The organism is Streptomyces sp. NPDC091279, assembly GCF_044757465.1.
GTDB lineage: Bacteria > Actinomycetota > Actinomycetes > Streptomycetales > Streptomycetaceae > Streptomyces.
Genome location: NZ_JBIVVA010000004.1, coordinates 273903 through 296916 on the forward strand (window position 1 = coordinate 273903; position 23014 = coordinate 296916).

General features: G+C 71.9%; 14 protein-coding genes. 4 read left to right on the plus strand and 10 right to left on the minus strand.

Annotated elements, in window-relative coordinates:
* Window positions 1–143 precede the first annotated feature (143 nt).
* Together ACIQOU_RS11690 and ACIQOU_RS11695 are read left to right on the plus strand one after the other, a co-directional pair.
* Complete coding sequence (locus ACIQOU_RS11690) at window positions 144–3236, plus strand: glycoside hydrolase family 2 TIM barrel-domain containing protein (RefSeq protein WP_401536211.1); 3093 nt, start codon at window positions 144–146, stop codon at window positions 3234–3236.
* A gap of 160 nt (window positions 3237–3396) precedes the next feature.
* Entirely contained in the window at window positions 3397–5472 is a 2076-nt protein-coding gene (locus ACIQOU_RS11695; protein WP_401536213.1) for a glycoside hydrolase family 9 protein, read from the plus strand.
* Here the strand turns inward: ACIQOU_RS11695 and ACIQOU_RS11700 are convergent.
* The gene (locus ACIQOU_RS11700) at window positions 5417–5953 is read right to left on the minus strand and encodes an alpha-hydroxy-acid oxidizing protein (RefSeq protein WP_401536717.1); all 537 of its coding nucleotides are present in this window, start codon (window positions 5951–5953) and stop codon (window positions 5417–5419) included. The genes ACIQOU_RS11695 and ACIQOU_RS11700 overlap by 56 nt on opposite strands.
* Before the next feature lie 99 nt (window positions 5954–6052).
* Window positions 6053–7630 carry a purine-cytosine permease family protein gene (locus ACIQOU_RS11705; protein WP_401536216.1) on the minus strand — a complete coding sequence of 526 codons (1578 nt, stop codon included), beginning with the start codon at window positions 7628–7630 and terminating at the stop codon, window positions 6053–6055.
* 496 nt (window positions 7631–8126) lie between these two features.
* Between ACIQOU_RS11705 and ACIQOU_RS11710 the strand changes: the two genes are divergently transcribed.
* Complete coding sequence (locus tag ACIQOU_RS11710; protein WP_401536218.1) at window positions 8127–8561, plus strand: subtilase-type protease inhibitor; 435 nt, start codon at window positions 8127–8129, stop codon at window positions 8559–8561.
* A 132-nt stretch (window positions 8562–8693) separates the two neighbouring features.
* Here the strand turns inward: ACIQOU_RS11710 and ACIQOU_RS11715 are convergent, their stop codons facing one another.
* The 7 genes from ACIQOU_RS11715 to ACIQOU_RS11745 all read right to left on the minus strand — a co-directional run bounded on the left by ACIQOU_RS11715 (window position 8694) and on the right by ACIQOU_RS11745 (window position 18290).
* Window positions 8694–9071, minus strand: a complete 378-nt coding sequence (locus ACIQOU_RS11715; RefSeq protein WP_401536220.1) for an anti-sigma factor antagonist — start codon at window positions 9069–9071, stop codon at window positions 8694–8696.
* A gap of 140 nt (window positions 9072–9211) precedes the next feature.
* On the minus strand, window positions 9212–10261 hold the full coding sequence (locus ACIQOU_RS11720) for a Ppx/GppA family phosphatase (protein WP_401536718.1): 1050 nt from the start codon (window positions 10259–10261) through the stop codon (window positions 9212–9214).
* A 118-nt stretch (window positions 10262–10379) separates the two neighbouring features.
* A complete protein-coding gene (locus ACIQOU_RS11725) occupies window positions 10380–11888 on the minus strand; it encodes an MFS transporter (RefSeq protein WP_401536221.1) in 1509 nt (502 codons plus the stop codon).
* Window positions 11889–12111: 223 nt separating this feature from the next.
* A complete protein-coding gene (locus tag ACIQOU_RS11730; protein WP_401536222.1) occupies window positions 12112–14928 on the minus strand; it encodes an NHLP bacteriocin export ABC transporter permease/ATPase subunit in 2817 nt (938 codons plus the stop codon).
* A 1-nt stretch (window position 14929) separates the two neighbouring features.
* Window positions 14930–17152 carry an NHLP family bacteriocin export ABC transporter peptidase/permease/ATPase subunit gene (locus ACIQOU_RS11735; RefSeq protein WP_401536223.1) on the minus strand — a complete coding sequence of 741 codons (2223 nt, stop codon included), beginning with the start codon at window positions 17150–17152 and terminating at the stop codon, window positions 14930–14932.
* Window positions 17149–17955 carry an HlyD family efflux transporter periplasmic adaptor subunit gene (locus tag ACIQOU_RS11740; protein WP_401536225.1) on the minus strand — a complete coding sequence of 269 codons (807 nt, stop codon included), beginning with the start codon at window positions 17953–17955 and terminating at the stop codon, window positions 17149–17151. The genes ACIQOU_RS11735 and ACIQOU_RS11740 overlap by 4 nt, the downstream gene beginning before the upstream one ends.
* A gap of 119 nt (window positions 17956–18074) precedes the next feature.
* Entirely contained in the window at window positions 18075–18290 is a 216-nt protein-coding gene (locus ACIQOU_RS11745) for a type A2 lantipeptide (protein WP_401536226.1), read from the minus strand.
* 916 nt (window positions 18291–19206) lie between these two features.
* Here ACIQOU_RS11745 and ACIQOU_RS11750 point away from each other — a divergent pair.
* Window positions 19207–20601 carry a S1 family peptidase gene (locus tag ACIQOU_RS11750; protein ID WP_401536227.1) on the plus strand — a complete coding sequence of 465 codons (1395 nt, stop codon included), beginning with the start codon at window positions 19207–19209 and terminating at the stop codon, window positions 20599–20601.
* Between the two features lie 154 nt (window positions 20602–20755).
* On the opposite strand, the gene ACIQOU_RS11755 is transcribed toward ACIQOU_RS11750, so the two are convergent.
* The gene (locus tag ACIQOU_RS11755) at window positions 20756–22885 is read right to left on the minus strand and encodes a SpoIIE family protein phosphatase (protein ID WP_401536229.1); all 2130 of its coding nucleotides are present in this window, start codon (window positions 22883–22885) and stop codon (window positions 20756–20758) included.
* Window positions 22886–23014 lie beyond the last annotated feature (129 nt).

A 23014-nucleotide genomic window follows, 5' to 3' on the forward strand; every position in this document is an offset into this window, starting at 1 on the left:
CTGACCGGCCGGGACCGGCGCCCGGAGAATCGGCGGAGAAGAGCGTCGACGCCCCCTTGACGGCCGAGAGCCGCTCACCGCCAGAATCTGTGTGTTCACGATCAGTTGTGAGTACTTCTGGGCCCTGATGAGGGAGAGCCGCCATGACGGTCACTCGCAGATCGGTTCTGCTCGCCTCCGCCGCCGCCCCGGCGGCCGGAGCGCTCCTCGGCACCTCGGCGGCACAGGCCGCCGAGCCCGCCGGGACGGCCGCAGGCCGCCACACCGTCGCCCTGCGCGACGGCTGGCGGTTCGCGCTGGTCGACGCGGGCGGGATCACCGATCCGACCGGCGCCTACGCACAGGCCGCCGACCCCGGCTACGACGACTCGGCGTGGCGTGAGGTCGCCGTGCCGCACGACTGGAGCATCGAGCAGACCCCGACCACCGAACACGGCACCACCAGCGGCACCGGGTTCCTGCCCGGCGGCCTCGGCTGGTACCGCCTCGCCTTCACCCTGCCGGCCGCGTTCGCGGGGCGGCGGATCTCGGTGGAGTTCGACGGCGTGTACATGGACTCATACGTCCACTGCAACGGCCACGAGGTCGGCCACCACCCCTACGGCTACACCGGGTTCGCCTACGACCTCACCGACCTGCTGCACACCGACGGCACCGAGAACGTGATCGCCGTCAAGGTGCAGAACCAACTCCCCAGCAGCCGCTGGTACTCGGGCAGCGGCATCTACCGCGAGGCCCGCCTCGTGGTCACCGAGCCGGTGCACGTGGCGCGCTGGGGCACCTACGTCACCACCCCGGAGGTCACCGCCGACCGGGCCACCGTCCGGGTACGGACCTCGGTGGCCAACGAGTCCGGCACCGCCCGGCGCGTCGAGGTCAGGTCGGCCGTCACGGACCCGGGCGGCCGCACGGTGGCCCGCGCGACCAGCACCGTCGACGTCACCGACCGCACCGACGCGACCCATGAACTCAACGTGGCCAGGCCGCAGTTGTGGGACATCACGGACCCGCACCGCTACACCCTGGAGACCGAGCTGCGGGTCGACGGCGCGCCCGTGGACACCTACCGGACCGTCTTCGGCATCCGTACCTACGTCTTCGACCCCGACGAGGGGTTCCACCTCAACGGCGTCCACACCAAGATCAAGGGCGTCGACCTCCACCACGACCAGGGCGCGATCGGCGCCGCGATCAGCATCGACGCCGTGCGCCGCCAGCTGACCCTCATGAAGTCGATGGGCGTCAACGCCTTCCGCACCTCCCACAACCCGCCCTCCCCGCAGATCATCGAGGTCTGCGAGGAGCTGGGCGTGGTGATGATGGTGGAGGCGTTCGACTGCTGGCGGACCGGCAAGACGCGCTACGACTACGGCCGGTTCTTCGACGAGTGGTGCGAGAAGGACGCCACCGAGATGGTCCTCGCGGCCCGCAACTCGCCCGCCGTGGTGCTGTGGTCGATCGGCAACGAGATCCCCGACTCCGTCTCCACCGCCGGGCTCGCCATGGCCGACCGGATCATCGGCGCGATCCGGGCCGCCGACGACACCCGCCCGGTGGTCATCGGCTCGGACAAGTACAAGAGCGTGCCCGCCCAGGGGTCCGCCGCCGATCTGATGCTGGCCAAGCTCGACGGACTCGGCCTCAACTACAACACCGCGGCATCGGTCGACGCCCTGCACGCGGCGTACCCGAAGCTGTTCCTCTTCGAGTCCGAGTCGTCCTCCGAGACCTCGACCCGAGGCGCCTACCAGGAGCCCGAGCACCTCAACACCGGGGAGAACCAGACCCCCGGGAGGCGGTCGGTGTCCTCCTACGACAACAACCTCGCCCCCTGGACCATGAGCGGGGAGTACGGCCACAAGAAGGACCGCGACCGGAAGTGGTTCGCGGGGCAGTTCCTGTGGTCGGGCATCGACTACATCGGCGAGCCGACCCCGTACAACGTCTTCCCGGTCAAGACGTCCTTCTTCGGCGCGGTCGACACGGCAGGCTTCCCCAAGGACATGTACCACCTCTTCCGCAGCCAGTGGGTCGAGGAACCGATGGTGCATCTGGTGCCGATGACCTGGAACCACCGGGACGGCGACACGGTCGAGGTGTGGGCCTACTCCAACGTGGCCTCAGTGGAGCTGTTCCTCAACGGAACGTCCCTCGGCACCCGGGAGTTCGACACCAAGAGGACCACCGACGGCCGCGCCTACCTGGAGACCACCGAGGCGACCGGCGACGACAAGACCTTCACCACCGGCGCCTACCCCGGCAGTTACACCAGCCCGAACGGCAGCGCGGGCAAACTGCATCTGACGTGGAAAGTCCCCTACCGGGCGGGCGAGTTGAAGGCGGTGGCACGCAGCGGCGGCAAGGTCGTCGCCACCGACGTCCTGCGCACGGCGGGCGCGGCGCACGCGGTCCGCCTCACCGCCGACCGCACCTCCCTCGCCGCCGACGGGCGTGCGCTGGTGTTCGTGACCGCCGAGATCGTCGACGCCCGGGGCGTGGTGCTGCCCGACGCCGAGGACCTGCTCACGTTCGAGGTGCGGGGCGGCTCCCTCGCCGGGCTCGACAACGGCCGGGAGGAGAGCGCCGAGCGGTATCAGGCGACCACGCGAACGGCCTTCTGCGGCAAGGCACTTGCCATCGTGCGCGCCGGCAGCACGGCGGGCGGTCTCACGGTCACCGCCCGGGTGCAGGGGCTGCGGACCGGCCGGGTGAGCGTGCGGACCACCCCGGCCCGCTCGGCGGCCACCACCCCGGCCCCCGTCTTCGCGCCCGAGCACCCGGCCGCCCCGAACTACCCGCACGCGGACGCCAGTTACTCGGGACGGACGGACACGCTGCCCGCCGCGATGCTCGACGACGACCCGGCCACCGGCTGGTCCAACGGCTTCGCGAAGCAGGCCACCGCGCTGCTGCCCGCGTTCGACGGGGCCAGGGCCGAGGACTGGGTCTCGGTCGACTTCGGACGCGGCCGGACCGTCGACCGGGTCGAGGTCTCCTTCACCGTCGACGCCACGCACAGCCTGCCGTCCGCCGTCGAGGTCGCCGTCTGGAACGGCCACCGGTTCACGCCGGTCACGGGCGCCGCCGTCGACTGGGCCACCGCCTCCGACGCGCCGAGTGTCGTCACCTTCGACGCCGTGCGCGGCTCCCGGCTGCGCCTCACCCTGACCAGCGCTCACCCCGGGCAGGCCGTGGGCGCGGTCCGGATCAGCAGGCTGGAGGCACCGGCCGGCTGAGCCCCCGTCACGGTCCGGGCGGCGCCTCCGTCCGCCCGGACCGGTTGACGTAATGTCATGTCGCGAACAAACATGGGCCGCGTCCGCATCTGGGAGCGCTCCAAACCGCGCGCTGTGCGCCGTGGGAGCGTCCCCCCATCTCCGCCCGAGGAGCCCAGACGTGCCACGACGCAGCACAGCCCTGCTCACCTTCACGGCCCTGTTGAGTGCCGTACTCACCGCGTTACCGGTCACGCCGGCGGCCGCCGAGGGGGGTGAGGGAGCGCGGAGCGGCACCTTTGCCGGAGGCGTGGAGTGGAGGAACGGCGCCTCGGCCGCCGGGGCCGGGCAGTCGGGCAACGGCGCCCTCGCCGGGGCCTTCGCCGGGGCCCTCCCCGGGGCCGGAGCGCAGGTGAACGGCGCCCTCGCGCCGAGGGAGTTGTCGAGGAACGGAGCCTTCGGCGAGGGGTGGGCGAACGGCGCCCTCGATGTCGCCGTCGCGTCCTGGAGGGCCGCCTCCCAGGGCACCGCCGACTCCCCGGCGTACGCGCCCGACACCGGACCCCGGGTGCGGGTCAACCAGGTCGCGTATCTGCCCGCCGGGCCGAAGAACGCCACGCTCGTCACCGACGCGGGCGCGCGGCTGGCCTGGGAGTTGCGCAACGCCGCCGGTGTCACGGTGGCCCGCGGCTGGACCGTGCCGCGCGGGCTCGACGTGTCCTCCGGACAGCGCGTCCACTCCCTCGACTTCGGCGCCTACCGCACGGCGGGCCAGGGCTTCACGCTGGTCGCCGACGGGGAGACCAGCCGCCCGTTCGACATCGGCGCGGGCGCCTACGAGGAACTGCGGCTCGACTCGCTGAAGTACTACTACACCCAGCGCAGCGGCATCGCGGTCCGCGACGACCTGCGCCCCGGCTACGGCCGCGCCGCCGGTCATCTCGACGTCGCCCCCAACCGGGGTGACCACGACGTCCCCTGCCAACCCGGCCTGTGCGACTACACGTTGGACGTGAACGGCGGCTGGTACGACGCCGGCGACCACGGCAAGTACGTCGTCAACGGCGGCATCGCCACCTGGGAGCTGCTCAGCACCTACGAACGCTCGCTGCTGGCCGGCACCGGCCACCCCGACCGGCTCGGCGACGGCACCCTCGCGCTCCCGGAGAGCGGCAACGGCGTGCCGGACGTCCTCGACGAGGCCCGCTGGGAGCTGGAGTTCCTGCTGAGGATGCAGGTGCCCGGGGGACAGCCCCTCGCGGGCATGGCCCATCACAAGATCCACGACGAACAGTGGACGAGCCTGCCCCTGCTGCCCTCCGCCGACCCCCAGAAGCGCGAACTGCACCCGCCGTCCACCCAGGCCACCCTGAACCTCGCCGCCACCGCCGCCCAGGCCGCCCGCCTCTACCGCCCCTACGACCGGCAGTTCGCCGACCGGGCCCTCACCGCGGCCCGCGCCGCATGGACGGCCGCGCTCGCCCACCCCGCGATGCATCCCTCCGCCGACGACGGCATCGGCGGCGGCGCCTACCCCGACGACGACGCGACCGACGAGTTCTACTGGGCGGCGGCCGAGCTGTATCTCACCACCGGGGAAGGGCAGTTCGCCGACCACGTGCTCAACTCGCCGGTGCACACGGCCGACATCTTCGGCGCCCTCGGCTTCGACTGGGGCCGCACGGCGGCGGCGGGGCGCCTCGACCTCGCCACGGTGCCGAGCGCGTTGCCCGGCCGGGAACAGATACGCCGGTCCGTCGTCGAGGGCGCCGACGGCTACCTCGCCACCCTCGACTCCCAGCCCTACGGCATGCCGTACGCGCCGCCCGGCAACGTCTACGACTGGGGCTCCAGCCACCAGGTGCTCAACAACGCCGTCGTCCTCGCCACCGCCTTCGACCTCACCGGCGCCGCGCGCTACCGGGACGGCGCGGTGCAGAGCATGGACTACATCCTCGGCCGCAACGCCCTGAACACCTCGTACGTCACCGGCTACGGCGAGGTCAACTCCCATCAGCAGCACAGCCGTTGGTACGCCCACCAGCTGGACCCCAACCTGCCGTCGCCGCCGCGCGGAACCCTGGCGGGCGGGCCGAACTCCAGCATCCAGGACCCCCTCGCGCAGAGCCGACTCCAGGGCTGCGTCGGCCAGTTCTGCTACCTCGACGACATCGAGTCGTGGTCGACCAATGAGACCGCCGTCAACTGGAACGCCGCCCTGGCCCGGATGGCGTCCTTCGTGGCGGACCAGGGCTGAACCCTGACCGAGAAGTTGCCGCGGCGAGCCCATGACGCTGCGGCAACCTCTCGATCAGCCCGCTCCCTCCGCCGCGTCGCACGCGGCACCTGGTCGTCGGCACCCCCGTACTCGACGACCAGGGGTTCGGCCGGTCGGGAGGCCTGGGGAGGTCTCGCGGCGGCTGAGGGTGTGGGTGCTCACAGCTGTGACGGGATCGGGGCCGCCGAATGTGACACCGCACGCGTAAATGTGACGTACGCCTCACTGTTCTGGTCCTCGCTGTTCTGGTCGGTGCTACCACCGCTCCCAGTGCAGGACCTGCTCCCGAGGAATCCGGCGGGCCGGCGACCAGCACCGCCCGCGCCCCCAGCGCGAGTGCCTTGAACACCTCGGCCCGACTCCGCACCCCGCTGTCGAACAGCACCTCCATCCGAGAACCCACCGCCCCGGCCACCGCCGCCAGCACATCCGCCGCCCCCACCGCCCCGGCACCTGCCACTCGCCCGGCAGCCGCCCCGGCCAAACCGCCGCCACCCGCCCGAAGTTGGTCATGTCGGACAACGTAACCGAAGGCACTGACAACGGGCCCCGGCGCAGGTCAGAGCACCGGCCTCGGCGACTGGTCGGCGACCGGGGCACCGGGCCCGGTGATCGGCTCGACCGGCGTCTCGATGGTGCGGACCAGCCGCGCGCCCCCGGGACCGTACGCCGCGCGGGGCTCGGGGAACAGCCACAGCAAGGCCAGATACAGCACCGCGGCGACGACCAGGGACAGCGGAAGGCTGACGTCGACGCCGTTGGCCAGATCGCCGAGCGGGCCCACGAACTGGCCCGGGATGTTCGTGAAGAGCACGCCGATCACCGCGGCCACCCACCAGGCGGTCATGCCCCGCCAGTTCCAGCCGTGCGTGAACCAGTAACGGCCGCCGCGCTGACGCCGGTTGAAGACCTGGAGCGCCTCCGGGTCGTACCAGCCGCGCCGGACGAGGAAGCCCAGCATCATCACGACCATCCACGGCGTGGTGCACGTGATGATCACCGTGGCGAACGTCGAGATCGACTGCACCAGGTCCAGGGCGAACCGCCCGATGAAGATGAACCCGATCGACACCACGCCGACCAGCACCGTCGCCTGCACCCGGGACAGCCGGGGGAACACCGACGAGAAGTCGAGACCGGTCCCGTACAGCGCGGTCGTGCCCGTCGACATGCCGCCGATCAGGGCCAGCAGACAGACCGGCAGGAAGTACCAGCCCGGCGAGATCGCGAGGAGGCCGCCCACGTAGTCGGGGGCCGCCGGGTCGACGTAGTCGGGTGCCTTCGAGGCGATGACGCTCGCGGTCGCCAGGCCGAAGACGAACGGCAGCAGCGTCGCGATCTGCGACAGGAACGCGGCCCCGATCACCCGGCGGCGCGGCACGGTCGCCGGGATGTAGCGCGACCAGTCGCCGAGGAACGCCCCGAACGACACCGGGTTCGACAGCACGATGAGGGCCGAGCCGATGAACGACGGCCAGAACATCCCGGCGTCGGAGGCGACCGGGTCCGTGAAGGAACCCGCGTACGACGGGTCGAAGTCACCGGCGAACGCGACGGCACCGAGCAGGAACAGGGCCGTCGCCGAGGCCACCGCGACCTTGTTGACGAACAGCATGAACCGGAACCCGTACACGCACACCGCGAGCACCAGACCGGCGAACAGCGCGTAGGCGACGACGTAGGAGAGGTCGCCGCGGCTCAGGCCGAACAGCCGGTGGGCGCCGCCGACCAGGGCGTCCCCGGAACTCCACACCGACAGCGAGAAGAACGCGACGGCGGTCAGCAGGGAGAGGAACGAGCCGACCACGCGCCCGTGCACCCCGAGGTGCGCGGAGGAGGAGACGGCGTTGTTGGTGCCGTTGGCCGGGCCGAACACGGCCATCGGGCACAGGATCAGGGCGCCGACGACGACCCCGAGCAGGGTGGCCGCAAGGCCCTGCCAGAAGGACAGCCCGAACAGGATCGGGAACGCGCCCAGGACGCAGGTGGAGAAGGTGTTGGCGCCGCCGAAGGCGAGCCGGAACAGGTCGAAGGGGGTCGCGGTGCGGTCGGCGTCGGGGATGCGTTCGACGCCGTGCGTCTCGACCTCGGTCAGGGACGGCGGCGCGGTGGGGGAGGGGGCGGGCTGGGACGACACGAGGGGCTCCGGCGAGGGACGGCGGTGGAGCGCGGGGTGGCGCGGGGGCGGTGCGGACGGCCGCCCGGTCGCGGGGTGTGCGGACACGGGTGCCGTCCTGCGGGCGTCTGCCGACGTTAGGACGCGGGACGCACCCCGGGCCAGGGGACGTTTCATCCCACTTCCGCGCGCGAAGTGGAGGAAACGGACACCTGGGTGGGGGCGGCTCCGGGGTCGGGCGGGGGCGATCGTGAGAACGGTCGGAATGTTTCAGGCCTATTAACCAACCGTGCGGAACTGGCCAATTGGTCGATTGGGACGCTCAGGAATCGCACAGTTACGGGCTTCGAGTGACCAAGATCCGTGACTTCACGCCACTGATTCAATACGCAAGGTTATCTGAATGTGGGGGGTCGAGATGAGTTTCCGCGGCGGACTAGGCAGACTCTCGCTCGCCGGTTCGACACCGACCGTGTTCGATCCGGTACTCACCAATCCAGCGGAAGGATGCAACACCATGCGGAACACCGCGCGTTGGGCAGCGGCCCTCACCCTTGCGGCCGCCACGGTCTGCGGGCCCCTCGTCGGAGCGGCGCTCGCCGCCCCGGCCGACGCCCCTGCCGCGCTCTACGCCCCCTCGGCCCTGGTCATGACCGTCGGCCACGGCGACCAGGCAGCGCTTGCCACCCCGCAGCGCGCCGTCACCCTGACCTGCGCCCCGACCGCCTCGGGCAGCCACCCGGCCGCCGCCGCCGCTTGCGCCGAACTGCGCGCGGCGGGCGGTGACCTCGACGCCCTGACGCCCCGGTCGGGCGTGCAGTGCCTCAAGGTGTACGACCCCGTCGTCATCACCGTCGAGGGTGTCTGGCAGGGCCAGCGCGTCTCCTACGAGCGCGCCTTCTCCAACGAGTGCGTGAAGAGCTCCTACGGGACCAGCCTCTTCTCGTTCTGAGAGACCGGGATCGCGACCCCCGTGCGCAACCGAAGTGGCCCGTAACTGGGGAGTGCGTGCCCAGGTCACGGGGCGTCGGCGATCTCGCGCCGGGAGCGGTGGACGGTGTGGGGCCGTCCCCGCTCCCCGGCATCAGCCCCGCTGTTCCCCGGGAACCCCGGGGAGCAGCGGGAATCGGTGGGAGAGCCCGACCCCGCCGAGCAGTCGACGCACCCGCGGGTCCGTCGACACCAGCCGTAATCGGCCCTGCCGTTCCCGGGCCCGGCTCTCGGCCCGGCACAGCACCCGCAGCCCCGAGCAGTCCAGGAACGACACCCGCCGCAGATCCACCAGCACATCAGGGCCGGGCCCGGTGGTCGCCGCCGAGAGATGCTCGGCGAGCAGATCGGCGGTGGACAGATCGATCTCCCCGGCCGCCTCGACGACGGTGAAGGCGCCGCAGGACCGGGTGCGGGCGTGCGTGTTCGCCAGCGGCGGTACGGATACCGGATCGTCCGGAACAGAGGCCATGGCCGCTCCACCTCGGCTGGGGCGCATTCGATCCCGGTAGTTACCCCGGACCGGGACCGGTCACCCCCGACGCGCCGCAGCCAAGATCGAGTTCACTCGACTTGGTGAACCCTGTGGGAACGCCTTGACAATCTGATCGCTTACTTCGCCGACTTGCCCTTCTCGGGACGGGAGTTGACCGGCTCGTCCGGCGCCTGCCCCTCGGCGGGCAGGGCCCGGCGCGGCGGCGGGACCGGCTCCGTGCGGCAGCTGATCTCCGCCCACCAGTCGGGTCCGTCCTCTATGTGCCGCAGCAGGATGCCCTCCCGGATCGCCCAGGGACAGATCGTCACCGCCTTGAGACCGGTCAGCTTCATCGCCGTGTGCGCCACGACGGCGCCGGCCAGGCTCTGCGCGGCGCGCGGCGCCGAGATACCGGGGAGCCGGGCGCGGTCGGCGGCGGGCAGCGCGGCCAGCCGTTCGATGCCCGCCCGCAGGTCGGGGCGGCGCAGTTCCCGCTCCACGAACGGACCGTGCCGCCCGGGCGCCGCCCCGCACAACCGCCCCAGCTGCTGGAACGTCCGGGACGTCGCCACCGCCGTACGCGGCCCCTCCCACCGTATGCGGGCCGCCGCGTCCCGGAGCTGGTGGCGGACCCGGCGGCGCAGCTCGCGGACCATGTCGGGGCCCGGCGGGTCCTCGCCGGTGAACAGCTCCTCGGTCAACTGCCGCGCACCCAACGGCAGCGACGCCACGAAGTCCGGCAACCGGCCGCGCCCGAAGGCGACTTCGAGGGAGCCGCCGCCGATGTCGAGGAGCGCCAGCGGACCCGAACGCCAGCCCATCCAGCGCCGCGCCCCGAGGAACGTCAGCTCGGCCTCCACCTCACCGGGCAGCGTGCACAGGCCGACGCCGGTGCCGTCGCGGACGGCGTCCAGGATCTCCCGGCGGTTGGCGGCGCCGCGCACCACGGCGGTCGCGAAGGCGAGCGGGTCGGCGGCGCCCCAGCGGGCGGCGGTGCGCCGGGCGTCCTCCACCGCGGCCACGATCCGCTCCACCACCGGCTCGGGGATACCGCCCTCGGGGGTCAGGTGGTCCGAGAGGCGCAGCGGCCATTTCGCGGTGTGCACCGGCAGCGGCACCCCGCCCTGGGCGTCGGCCACCACCAGCCGGACCGTCTTCGATCCCACGTCCACCACACTGATGCGCATGATCCGCTCGTCCCCGCTTCCGCTCACGTCGATGCCCCACCGTATCCGTGACCGCGAGGAGGGGCCGCCGTCTCCCTGCGGACGGCGGCCCCTCGGACCTCGGTTCACCTCACGGTGATCACATGTGCACGACCGGTGCCGCACCCGCGTCCTGGCGCGGTGCCCCGCGCCGGAAGAGCAGGAAGGCGATCAGCGCGCCGGCCACGAACAGCCCCGCCGACCAGGTGAAGGCCGTGGTGTAGCTCTCGATGGTGGCCCGCGCCTGCACCAGCTTGTCGGTCGCGTCCTTGCCGGTCAGATAGCTGGTCGCGGCGCTCGCGGCGAGCGTGTTGAGCAGCGCCGTTCCGATCGAACCGCCGATCTGCTGCATGGCGTTGACGGTCGCGGAGGCGACGCCCGCGTCCTCGGCGGCCACGCCACCGGTGGCCAGCTGCATCGCGGGCGGCATGACCATGCCGAGGCCGAGGCCGATCACGATCAGCTGGGGCAGCACCGCGCTGGCGTAGCTGGAGCCGACGCCGATCCCGGTCAGCCAGGCCATGCCGCTCGCGGCGATCGCGAAGCCCAGCGGGACGACGGTCTTCGGGCCGATGCGCGGCACCAGGATCGTCGTGCCCACCTGCGCGGCCACCATCAGCGCGCCGACCATGGGCAGGAACGCCACACCGGTCCTGGTCGGGCTGAAGCCGAGGTTGAGCTGGAGGTAGTAGGTGAGGAAGAGGAAGACCCCGAAGATGCCGGAGCCGGAGATCAGCACGGTCAGGAACGACGCCGCGCGGTTGCGGTCCAGCAGGATGCGCAGCGGCAGCAGCGGGTGCGCGGCCCGGTTCTGCCACCAGCCGAAGGCCACCAGGAGCAGCCCGCCGGCGAGCAGGAAGCCCCAGGTCAGCGGGGAGCCCCAGTCGTGGGTCTCGGCGTTGGAGAACCCGAAGACCAGCCCGAACAGACCGCCCGCGACCAGCACCGTGCCGGGCACGTCCAGCTTGGAGTCGGCCGCGTCGCGGTGGTTGGACAGCAGCAGCCAGCCGCCCGTGAAGGCGACGACCGCGATCGCGACGTTCACATACAGCGTCCAGCGCCAGTCGAACGCGTCCGTCAGGAGGCCGCCGAGCAGCAGGCCCACCGCGCCACCGGCACCGGCGATGGCGCCGTAGACGCTGAACGCCCTGGCCTTCTCGCGGGCGTCGGTGAAGGTGGTGTTGAGGAGGGAGAGGGCGGCCGGGGCGAGCAGCGCGCCGAACACACCTTGCAGGGCGCGAGCGGTGACGAGCATGCCGAAGCTGTTGGCCGCACCGCCGAGCGCGGAGACGGCGGCGAAGCCGACGACGCCTATGAGGAAGGCGCGCTTGCGGCCGAAGAGGTCGGCGATCCGCCCGCCGAGCAGCAGGAGCGAGGCGAAGGAGAGCGCGTAGGCGGTGACGATCCACTGCCGGTTGCCGTCGGAGAAGCCGAGGTCGGCCTGGGCGGACGGCAGGGCGATGTTCACGATGGTGGCGTCCAGGACCACCATCAGCTGCGCGACCGCGACCACCGCGAGAATCCACCACCGCTTGGCGGCCGGGGCGGCGGGCAGATCCGCCGCCGGCGCGCCCGGGAGGGCGTCCTCGGTCAGGGTCTTCTGGGACATGGGGAACTCCAGGGGAAGTCGTCCGGACGCTGAGGCAAAGAATCCGTAAACGAAACCGTTTCGTACACATGGAGATTAGAACACTCCCAGCGAAACGGCAACGTTTCGCTGGATTGCCGCTCAAGGACGCCGAGTTGAGGGCTTCCACGCGGGCCTGGGCGCCGCACGCGGACGGGGCCGGATGCGCCCCTCGGCACACCCGGCCCCGTCCCGGCACCCTCACTCAGGCCAGCTGGCGGCGGACCAGTTCGTGCAGGCGGCCGCCGGTGTCCGCGAGGAGCTGCGCGGGCGGACCCTGCTGCGCGACCCGGCCGTCCTCCATCACGATCACGCGATCCGCGTCCAGGACCGTGGACAGCCGGTGCGCGATGACGATCCGGGTGGCGTTCAGCGCCTTCGTCGACTCGATCACCGTGCGCTGCGTCTCGTTGTCCAGGGCGCTCGTCGCCTCGTCGAAGAAGAGGATGCGCGGCCGCCGGATCAACGCCTGGGCGATCATCAGCCGCTGCCGCTGCCCGCCGGAGACCGCGCCGCTGCCCGCGACGATCGTGTGCAGCCCCATCGGCATCCGCTTGATGTCCTCCGCGAGCCCCGCCAGCTCCGCCGCAGCCATCGCCTCCTCCGGCGTGTACGGCTCCGTCCCGCAGATCACGTCCAGGATCGACCCCGTGAACGGCTGCGCGTGCTGGAGCACCACACCGCACTGCCGGCGCACCGCCGACTGGTCCAGCGCCGCCAGATCCTGGCCGTCGTACAGCACACTCCCCGACACCGGCCGGTCGAAGCCGATCAACAGCCTCAGCAGCGTCGACTTGCCGCAGCCGCTGGGCCCGACGATCGCCACGAACTCGCCCTCGCCCACCGTGAACGACACGTCGTCCAGGACCAGCGGACCGTCCTCCGCGTACCGGAACGACAGCCGCCGCGCCTCCAACGCCCCCGTCAGCCGCCCCGGCCGGGTGCTCGCCGCGCGCACCTCGGGACTGGCCTCCAGGACCGGCTTGATCTCCTCGAAGAGCGGCAGCGCGGCCACCGCCGACACGAACGCGCCGGTCAGCTGGGTGACCGAGGTCAGCAGCATCGTCACCGACGTGTTGAAGGTGAGGAACGCGGACGCCGACATCGACCCGCGCGCCGGACCCGCGAGCAGCATGAACATCAACAGCGTGCACAACGGCAGATACACCGCGCCCAGCACCGTCGTCAGGTTCTTGATCCGCCCGGCCTGCCGTTGCAGCTCCCGGCTGCGCGCGAACTGCGCCGCCCAGGCCGCGTACGCGTAGTTCTCGGCCGCCGCCACCCGCAGCTTGGGCAGCCCGCGCAGGGTCTGGAACGCCTGGTTGTTCAGCTTGTTGCCGAGCACCACCAGACGCCGCTGCCAGCGCACCTGCCACAACCCGAGCGCCAGGAACACCGACGCGATGACGACGAGCATCCCGATCGCCGCCAGCGCCATCGGCACGCTGAACCAGAACAGCAGCGCCAGGTTCATCACACCCACGGTCACCGACTGCGCGACCACCGGACCCACGCCCGCCATCAGCCGGCGCATCGCGCTGATCCCCATGGCCGCGCTGGCCAGCTCACCCGTGGAACGCTCGGTGAAGAACGTCGTCGGCAGCCGCAACAGCCGGTCCCAGACGGCCGGTTGGAGCGTGGCCTCGATGCGGCCCTCAAGCCGCAGGATCGTCAGGTTCTCCAGCAGGAGGAACGCCGCCGCCACCACGCTGCTCAGCATCACCGCCAGACAGACCTGCACGATCAACGCCGTCTGCGCCTTCGGTACGAACTCGCCCAGCACCTTGCCCGTCGCGATCGGCACCAGCGCCCCGATCGCCACCGTCACCAGACCGCTCAGCAACAGGTTCGTGAGATCGGAACCGGTGCCCCGCATGCTGAACCGCAGCAGCCGCAACGGGCTCAACGCCCGGTCGGGCAACGGGCGGTAGAACATCACCGCACGCGGCTCGAACTCCTCCGCGTTCGCCTTCTCCACCGGCGTCTCCCGGCCGGTCGCCGGATGCACGGCCACATAACCGCCACGCCGCCACAGCAGCGCCACCGGCGCCCCCGACAACGCGCGATGCCCCACCAGCGGCCCCACGTCGTCCCGCCACCAGGCCCCGTCCAGACGAACGGCCCGCACCCGCACCCGCGACGCCAGCGCCACCCGTTCCACCGGATCGAGCCGGTCGCTCTCCGTGCCGCCCTGCCCGGGCTCGACCAGGGTGATCCCGGCGGCCTCGGCGACGACCTTGCAGGCCGCGTAGGAGGCGTCCGCGTCGGCGGCCGTGCTGCGCCGGTCCGATGACCTGCCGATCGACGCCAGCAACGTCCGGTCGGCCTGCGCGCGCACCGCCTCACCGGCCTTGATCCCGGCCGCCGTCCGGGTCTCGTGGCTGCGCTTCAGCTGCTCGATCCACCGGTCGAGCGTGGTCAGCAGTCGGTACTGCTGGTCGACCATGCTCTGCCACACCGCCGGGTCCATCAGCAGATCGGCGGCCGCCTCGGCCCCGTACAGCGACCCGTACTGGACGCTGCCCGGCGGCACCTGCATCCAGAACACGTCGTCGTCGGTGGCCGCCACCGCCGCCTCGGTCGCCATCGGCGCCTGGAACAGCACCGAGAGACTGCGGCCGACGCCCAGCGCGAGGGCGTACTCCAGCGGGCTCGTCGTCGGCGGCACATACTGCGGATTGCCGTACGCGTCGTAGGACCAGCTCTGCGTGTCCGGACTCTGATACAGCTCGCGCAGCCCGATGCGCCGCACCACACAGTCCCGCAACGGCCGTGCCACCAGCGTGTGGTGAGGCCCCGGCACCGGGCCCAGCAGCAGCGAGCCCGCCTCCAGACGGCCCAGGTGGTGCCAGTGGCCCTGCCCCTCGGAGTCCACCGCGAACAGATCCACCGCCCCCGCCGCCACCAGCCACACCACCTGCGGACCTTCCAGGTCCAGGCGGCCGAGACCGGCGCAGTCGATCGGCGTGCCCATCCCCCCGAGCGCGCCGAGGACCAGGTCACCGTCCTGTTCGATCGTCATCTCAGTACTCCCTGACCAGCGCCGCGTACGCGCCGCCCCGCGCGACGAGGTCCTCGTGCCGGCCGCGTTCCACGACCGTGCCGTGCTGGAGGACGACGATCTCGTCGCTGTCCCGCACGGTGCTCAGCCGGTGCGCGATCACCACACAGGCGCAGCCGCGCCGACGCAGGTTGTCCATGACGACCTGCTCGGTCTCCGCGTCCAGCGCGCTGGTCACCTCGTCCAGCACCAGGATGCTCGGCCTGCGCACCAACGCCCGGGCGATCTCCAGGCGTTGACGCTGCCCGCCGGAGAAGTTCCGCCCGTCCTGCTCGACCCGGCTGTGGATGCCGCCCGGCCTGCGCGTCACCACGTCGTACAGGGCCGCGTCCCGCAGCGCCTCGACGACCGCGTCCTCGGTGATCGACGGGTCCCACAGCGCCACGTTGTCCCGCACCGAGCCCTCGAACAGGAACACCTCCTGGTCCACGAAGGACACCGAGGCCGCCAGCGCCCCGCGCGGAATGTCCTCCAGGCGCTGACCGTCGATGCGGATGACACCGTCCCACGGCGTGTACAGCCCCGAGATCAGCCGGGACACCGTCGACTTGCCGCTGCCCGAGCCGCCGACCAGCGCCACCTGCCGACCGGGGCCCACGGTCAGGTCGAACCCGGTGAGCAACGGCTTGTCCAGCGGGTTGTAGCCGAAGCTGATGTTCTGCAACTCGATGTGCCCGTGCAGCCGCCGCGTGGAGTCACCGGAGCCGGGGCGGTCGTAGAGCGGGTCGGTGCGGAAGTTCTCGACGTCCTTGAGCCGGGCCACGTCGGCGGCGAAGTCCTGGATGCGCCCCGCCACCCCGTTGAGCCGGGTGATCGGCGCGGTGAACCGCGTCACCAGCGACTGGAAGGCGACCAGCAGGCCGACCGAGATCCCGCCCTCCACCGCGCGCATCCCGCCGATCCACAGGATCAGCGCGCTGTTGAGCGAGGCGAGCGTCGGCGCGACCATGCCCAGCCAGGCACTCGGCACCCCGAGCCGCTGCTGCTCCTCCAGGGTGGTCGCGTGCTGCCCGGCCCACTTGCGGAAGTAGCCGTCCTCACCGCCGGTCGCCTTCATCGTCTCGATCAACTGAAGCCCGGTGTACGCCGTGTTGGTGAGCCGCGCGCTGTCCGCGCGCAGCTTGGCCGTCCGGGTGGCGCGCAGCCGGATGACGACCCGCATCGCGACGATGTTCAGCAGCGCCACCCCGATCCCGACGAACGTCAACTGCGGGTCGTAGGTGTAGAGGAGCACCGCGTACAGCACGACGACCACCGCGTCCACGCCCGCCGCCGCGAGATCCCGGGCGAGGGTCTCGGCGACCTGGTCGTTGGACTGGAGCCGCTGCACCAGGTCGGCCGGGCTGCGCTGGGCGAAGAACGTCACCGGCAGCCGCAGCAGATGGCGCAGGAACCGCGCGCTGGAGAGGGTGGAGGAGATGATCCGGCCGCGCAGCAGGTTCGCCTGCTGGAGCCAGGTCAGCACCACGGTGAGCAGCACGCACGCGCCCATGGACGCGAACAGCACGCCCAGCAGCGAGGTCTGACCCCCTATCAGGAACATGTCGATGTAGGTGCGGCTCAGCGCGGGCACCGCCGCCCCGACCAGGACCAGCAGCAGGCTCGCCAGGACCGCGGCCGGCATGGTGCCCGCCGTGCCTCGCAGCCGGGCCGGCATCGCCCCCAACACCCCTGGTCTGCGGCCCCCCTTGGCGAAATCCTCGCCGGGCTCCAGGACCAGCACGACGCCGGTGAAGCTGCCGTCGAAGTCCTCCATGGGCACGAACCGGCGGCCCTTGCCGGGGTCGTTGATGAAGACCCCGCGACGGCCGAACCGGCGGCCCATGCCGTCGTAGACGACGTAGTGGTTGAACTCCCAGAACAGCACGGCCGGGGTGCGCACCTCGGCGAGGGCGGCCGTGTCCATCTGCATGCCCTTGGCGGTCAGCCCGTAACTGCGGGCCGCCTTCAGGAGGTTGCTCGCCCGGGAGCCGTCCCGCGAGACACCGCACGCGATCCGCAGCTCCTCCAGCGGGACGTGCCTGCCGTAGTGGCCGAGCACCATCGCGAGGGAGGCGGCGCCGCACTCGACGGCCTCCATCTGGAGGACGGTCGGCGTGCGGACCGTCTTCGACCTCCCCGTTGGCACGGGCCGTTTCGGCGGGGCGGCGCGCCGTCTGCTCCGGGTCTCCTGCGAGGTGCTCACGGCAGCAGCCAATCGACGGGATGTTCGTCGGCCAGCCGGATCGAGCCGGTGGCCGTGGTCATGGAGGTGAGGGCGAACGGCGGCCCGTCGGCGGACGACCAGCGCAGACCGCTCTTCGTGCCGGAGTCGGTGTCCAGCCGGACCAGTACCGCCACCGGCCTGCCGTCCTTGGTGAACTGCTGCCCCAGCTGGCTGTCGCCGAGGAACGCGGAGATCTGCTGCGCCGACTGCGCGGAGCGGTCGACCGCCTTCACCCGACCGCGCAGCACCCCGTACCGCTGGGTCGGCACGGACGAGACGGTGAGATCGACGGCGGCGTCCTCGGGCAGCGCGGCGGCGCTCTGCGCGGGCACGTACACGGTGGCGTAGAGCGGGTCGCTCGCGTGCGCGACCTTCTCGACGGCGGCGACGTCCGCGCCGGTCTGGATGATCTGCCCGATGGTCGCGGCGAGCGTGGTGATCCGCCCGGCGGCGACGGTACGGACGACGGTCTCACCCTCGCTGGTGCGGACCTTCAACACCGGGGAACCGGCGGGCAGGTGCCTGCCCTGCTCGGCGAGGACCGCGGTGACCTGCCCGGCGACGGGGCTTTGCAGGATGTAACTGCCCTGCCCGTGGGTGAGGATGGCGGGCGCGCTCACCGTGGAGGCGACCGACCCGGTCACCGCCCACACCGACGCGGCGGCGATCGCCAGTACGGTCACGGCCAGCACCAGCCACCCCTGCGGGCGCGCGAACCGCACCGGAAGGTCCAGCTCGTCCGGCGACTGGAGCTTGGCGAGGGCCTGTTGACGGAACTGCACGGCGACTTCCCTCACCTGTGAAGCGACGACGTGCCGGCCGGCGAGGACCGGCCGGGTGCGGACAGCCGAGATCCCGGAGCCGGCGTGCGGCTCCGGGAATCGACGTCATACAGGTGCGATCAGAGACCGGCGACCAGGTTCGTGACCGGGGTGGTGTTCAGGCCGGTGACACCCTCGACGGTGCCGATGACCGTGTCGACCAGGCCGGAGACCGGGACGATGCCGTCGACGGCGCCGGTGACGGTGCTCACGGCGTTGAGGCCGAGGCCGCCGGAGACGTTGTCCAGCTCGGCGTCGGAGATCTCGACGGTCGCAACCTGGGGGGTGGAGTTCATGATGGAACTTCCCTTCGTATGGATATTCACAAGGGGGGAGCGGCCCCCTCCGGGACAGTGACGGCCGCGACCACGGAGGCCGGGCAACCGTTTCCGGCTGCCCTGTGCGGCCCCCTGCGGTGCGATGGATCAAAGCACGGGGCGCGGACGGGCTTCCAATCAAACTCCCGTCCTCTCAGGCCACTTGAGCCCCACGGGGCACAGGGAGTGCAGGGCCGGGCACGACTCGGGGATGACTTCTTCACATGCGTCACGGCATCGGTTCACCCCGGGCCTTGCCGTCCCGGGCCGCGAGCTCGGCTCCACGCCGCCGCGGTGACGCTGCCCCGCGCGCTGTGCAGAACCTCGGCCCCGGGTGACGCCGTTGGGTATTCGATGTGCAGATTCACTGAAGCCGACATTCCGCTTCATGATCGGAACCGACCGTCGCACGGTGATCGCGGAACGTGGCTGTCCGGGACCGTTCGGTTCAGGACATCGGGAACGACGTCCCGGCTCGGAAACGGCGCCTGCCCGCCGTCGCCGCCCACGTCCCGCCCGCCACCGTCGAGGCCCCCACGGCATCGGTGCCGGGGACGGCCGCGCACCCCGGCCCGTACCACCGGTCGCACCCCTCCCACCAGGCACGCGACGCCGTGACCGGGGTACGGGCCGGGCGCGTGGGGGCGAGGCGCTCAAGGGGCGAAGGCGGCCGAGGCGGTCCTGTCGGCTTCGGCGGTGGTCATCGGCATATGAGGGGTTGCTCCACGCGCCCGCAGGCGAGCCCCGGCACATGGCCGATTCCCCTGTGCCGGACGGGAGTTGGCGAACAGGTTTGAACACGCCGAACGACCCGTGCGTACCAACAGCCATCCAGGCGCCCCGAACAGCTGTCGCAGGACAGCACGGACTCCGGTCCCCCAGGAGGTCGAGAAGTTTGAGTCACAAGCGAATTCCGAAGCGCAAGGCCGCGATAGCGGTGGGTGGCGTCGTGGCGCTCGGCGCAGCCGCCATCCTGTTGCCGAACGCGAACGCGTCCCAGGACGGCGGTTCCACCAACGCGGCCACCCCCAGGACTTTCAAGGCGTCCGACGCCTCGGACCTCGCCTCGCAGCTCTCGGGCATGCTCGGCGACACCTTCGCCGGTTCCTACTACGAATCCGGCAGCAAGCAGCTGGTCGTGAACGTCGTGGACGGCGACGACACCGCCGTCGCCCAGGCGAAGAAGGCCGGCGCCAAGATCCGCGAGGTCTCCAACAGCCTCGCCACCCTGAAGGCCGGCGCCCAGACCCTCAAGTCCGACGCCACCGTGCCGGGCAGCGCCTGGGCCATCGACCCGAAGACCAACAAGATCGTGGTCACGGCCGACTCCACCGTCACCGGTTCCGACTGGAACCAGCTGGAGTCCACCGTCGACGGGCTCGGCGCGGACAAGGCGACCCTCAAGAAGTCCGCCGGCACCTTCAAGACCTTCGTGTCGGGCGGCGACGCCATCTTCGCCCAGGCGGAGGGCGGCACCGTCCGCTGCTCCCTCGGCTTCAACGTCACCGCGAGCGACGGCGCCCCCGCCTTCCTCACCGCCGGGCACTGCGGGGTCGCGGCCGAGCAGTGGACCGACTCCGAGACCGGCGAGCCCGTCGCCACCGTCGACCAGGCCACCTTCCCCGGCGAGGGCGACTTCTCGCTGGTGAAGTACGACGACGCCACCACCCAGGCGGCGAGCGACGTCAACGTCGGCGGCGGCCAGACCGTCCAGATCACCCAGGCCGCCGAGGCCACCGTCGGCGCCCAGGTCTTCCGCATGGGCAGCACGACCGGCCTCAACGACGGCACGGTCACCGGTCTCGACGCCACCGTCAACTTCCAGAGCGAGACCGACCCCAGCGGCGTCGACACCGTCACCGGTCTGATCCAGACCGACGTCTGCGCCGAGCCCGGCGACAGCGGCGGCCCCCTGTTCACGCAGGACGGCGGCGCGGTCGGCCTCACCTCCGGCGGCAGCGGCGACTGCACGCAGGGCGGCGAGACCTTCTTCCAGCCGGTCACCACCGCCCTCGCGGCCACCGGCGCCACCATCGGCGCGGGCGACCAGGCGGGCGGCGCGGCCGGTGCGGGCGACGAGGCCGGTGCCGGTGACGAAGCCGGTGCGGGCGACCAGGCCGGCGGCGACCAGCAGGGCGGTGACCAGGCCGGCGGCGAGGAGGTCGGTGGCGGCGCGGCCGACCCGTCGACGCCCGGCGAGATCGGTGCCGGAGACGACACCGGCGATGACACCGGCGACGGCACCGGAACCGGCATGGACGACGGCTCGTCCCTGACCGGCTCCCACTAGCCGACGCCCCAGAACCGCGGGACCCCTGACCGGTCCCGCGCCTGAACCACTGATCGGCCTACCTGCGGTTCCGGCCGACAGTGGACGGTCCGGCCCTCCGGCGGGAGGGCCGGACCTTCTTTCCGCCACCAACGCCCCTATGTACCGGGCCTGTTCAGCCCGTCTCCTTCGCCCGCAGCAGCAACAGCGCCACGTCGTCGGCGCGTTCGCGGGCGGCGGCGCTGTGCCGGACCAGTTCGTCGGCGAGCCGCTCCAGCGGCAGATGCCCGATCTCCCCGAGCAGCGCCCCGAGTTCGGCGAGGGAGTCCTCGATGTCGATGCCCGCCGACTCCACCAGACCGTCCGTGTAGAGCGCCAGCACCGAGCCCGGTGCCAACGCGACCTCGGTCGTCGGATACGTCGCCGACGCGTCGATCCCCAGCAGCGGCCCCCCGGCCAGGTCGAGGACCCGCACCTTGCCGTCGGGCCGTCTCAGCAGCGGCGGCGGATGCCCGGCCCGGGCCATCACCGCCCGCCCGCGCGCCGCGTCGAGCCGCAGATACAGACAGCTCGCGAACAGATCGGCGCCGAGGTCGATGAGCAGCCGATTGGTGCTGCGCATCACCTCCTGCGGCGGCTGACCCACCGTGGTGTAGGCCCGCACCCCCGTCCTGACCTGCCCCATCAGCCCCGCCGCCGTCACGTTGTGCCCCTGCACATCGCCGATCACCGCGGCCGGCAACGGCGTCGCCGGCACCAGGTCGTAGAAGTCGCCGCCGATCTCCATGCCATGGGTCGCCGGAAGATAACGGGCCGCCGCCTCAAGCCCGGGCAGCACCGCCAACGTCCTGGGCAGCAGCGCCTCCTGGAGCCCGTGCGCCAGCTGGTTCTTGGCGTCGTACAGCAGCGCCCGTTCCAGCGCCTGCGCGATCAGCCCGCCCAGACTGGTGAGCACGGCCCGCTCGTCGGCCGGGAAGACATGCGGCGCGGCATAGGCGATGACACAGGTGCCGACCGGCCGCCCGGACGCGATCAGCGGAATGTACGACCAGGCCGCGAAACCGTCCGGCGTCGCGTGCCGGTCCGGGTACAGCCGTTCCAGATGCTCCCGCGAGTCGTAGAAGGCGGGCACCCCGCTGGTCAACGCGTGCGTGCCCGGGGTCCGTTGGGAGAGCGGCATGCCGTCGAACCGTTCCACGATGTGCGCGTCCCGGTACCCCCGGTGCCCCAGGACGTGCAGCCGGCCGCCCTGCGAACCGAGCAGCGCCACCGCCTGCCCGCCCACCGCCGGGACCACCTGGTCCGCCACCAGCTGCACCACGTCCTGCACCCCGGCCGCCTCGGTCAGCGCGCCGCTCAGACTGAGCACCTGCGAGATGCTCACCAGCCGCTTCGGACCGGTGTCGGGAGGCAGGGCTCCGCTCGCCAGCCGGGCCACCTCCCGGGCCCGGCTGATCCGCACACTCAGCCCGTCCCGGCTCGGATACATCCGGAACGACAACCAGTCGCCCGGCGGCCGCAGCGCCACGAACGACGTGACGTGCTGACTGATCAGCGCGGCCCGGTAACGGTCCTCGTACATCGGGTCGTTGAGCCACGGCACCGACAACCACGGCTGGGCACCGGCCAGTTCGGCCACCGGCGTGCCGAGCAGCTCTGCGGCGGCCCCGTTGGCGTAGGTGACCCGCCCGTGCAGATCCAGCGAGACCAGCCCGTACGGCAGCCGCTCCACCATCCGCGCCGTCTCGGACGTGCCCAGGGTGCCGGCCACCCCGGCCGGTGCCGCCGCCAGCAGATCCGCCTCCGGCCGGTGCGGGCGGCTCTCCTCGGCGGCCCGCCGCAGCTGGATCGCCAGCCGGTCGCAGGCCGACGTCAGCCGCTGCCGCTCGCGCAGCGACAGGGTGCCGGGGTGCGATCCCGGCCAGGTCACGTACACCGCGCCGTAGACCCGTTCCGCCGTCGCCACCGGCACCACCGCCAGCGCGAACGGATACGGCACCACCACCGCGATCCGCGGATAGCGCCGGGCCATCTCCTCCTCGCCGCCCACCCACACGATCCGCCGGTCACGCACCGCCTCGGCCACCGGCACCGGCGAACTCAGGCCGACCCGCTCCCACGGCGCCGCGAAGGCGCGGGGCAGCCCGGCCATCACGGCCATCTCCAGGACCGGCTCGCGCGCGTTCAGGAGATAGACCGCGCCGGAGTGCGCCTGGACCTCCTCCATCATCGAAGCCAGCGCCAGCGACAACAGCGGCCGGCCCGCCCGGGAACCGGCGGCCGTCGAAGGCTGCCCGTCGGACACGCCCGACCACCTCCTCGCACGGGCCGCGCGGCCACTCCTCGGGGTCAAGACTCTCCCGGGGCGGCGCTCGGCGCACGGCGAGCGCCCCACCACCCCGCCCGGACCTGCCGCTTTACCCTCGCTCCGGCA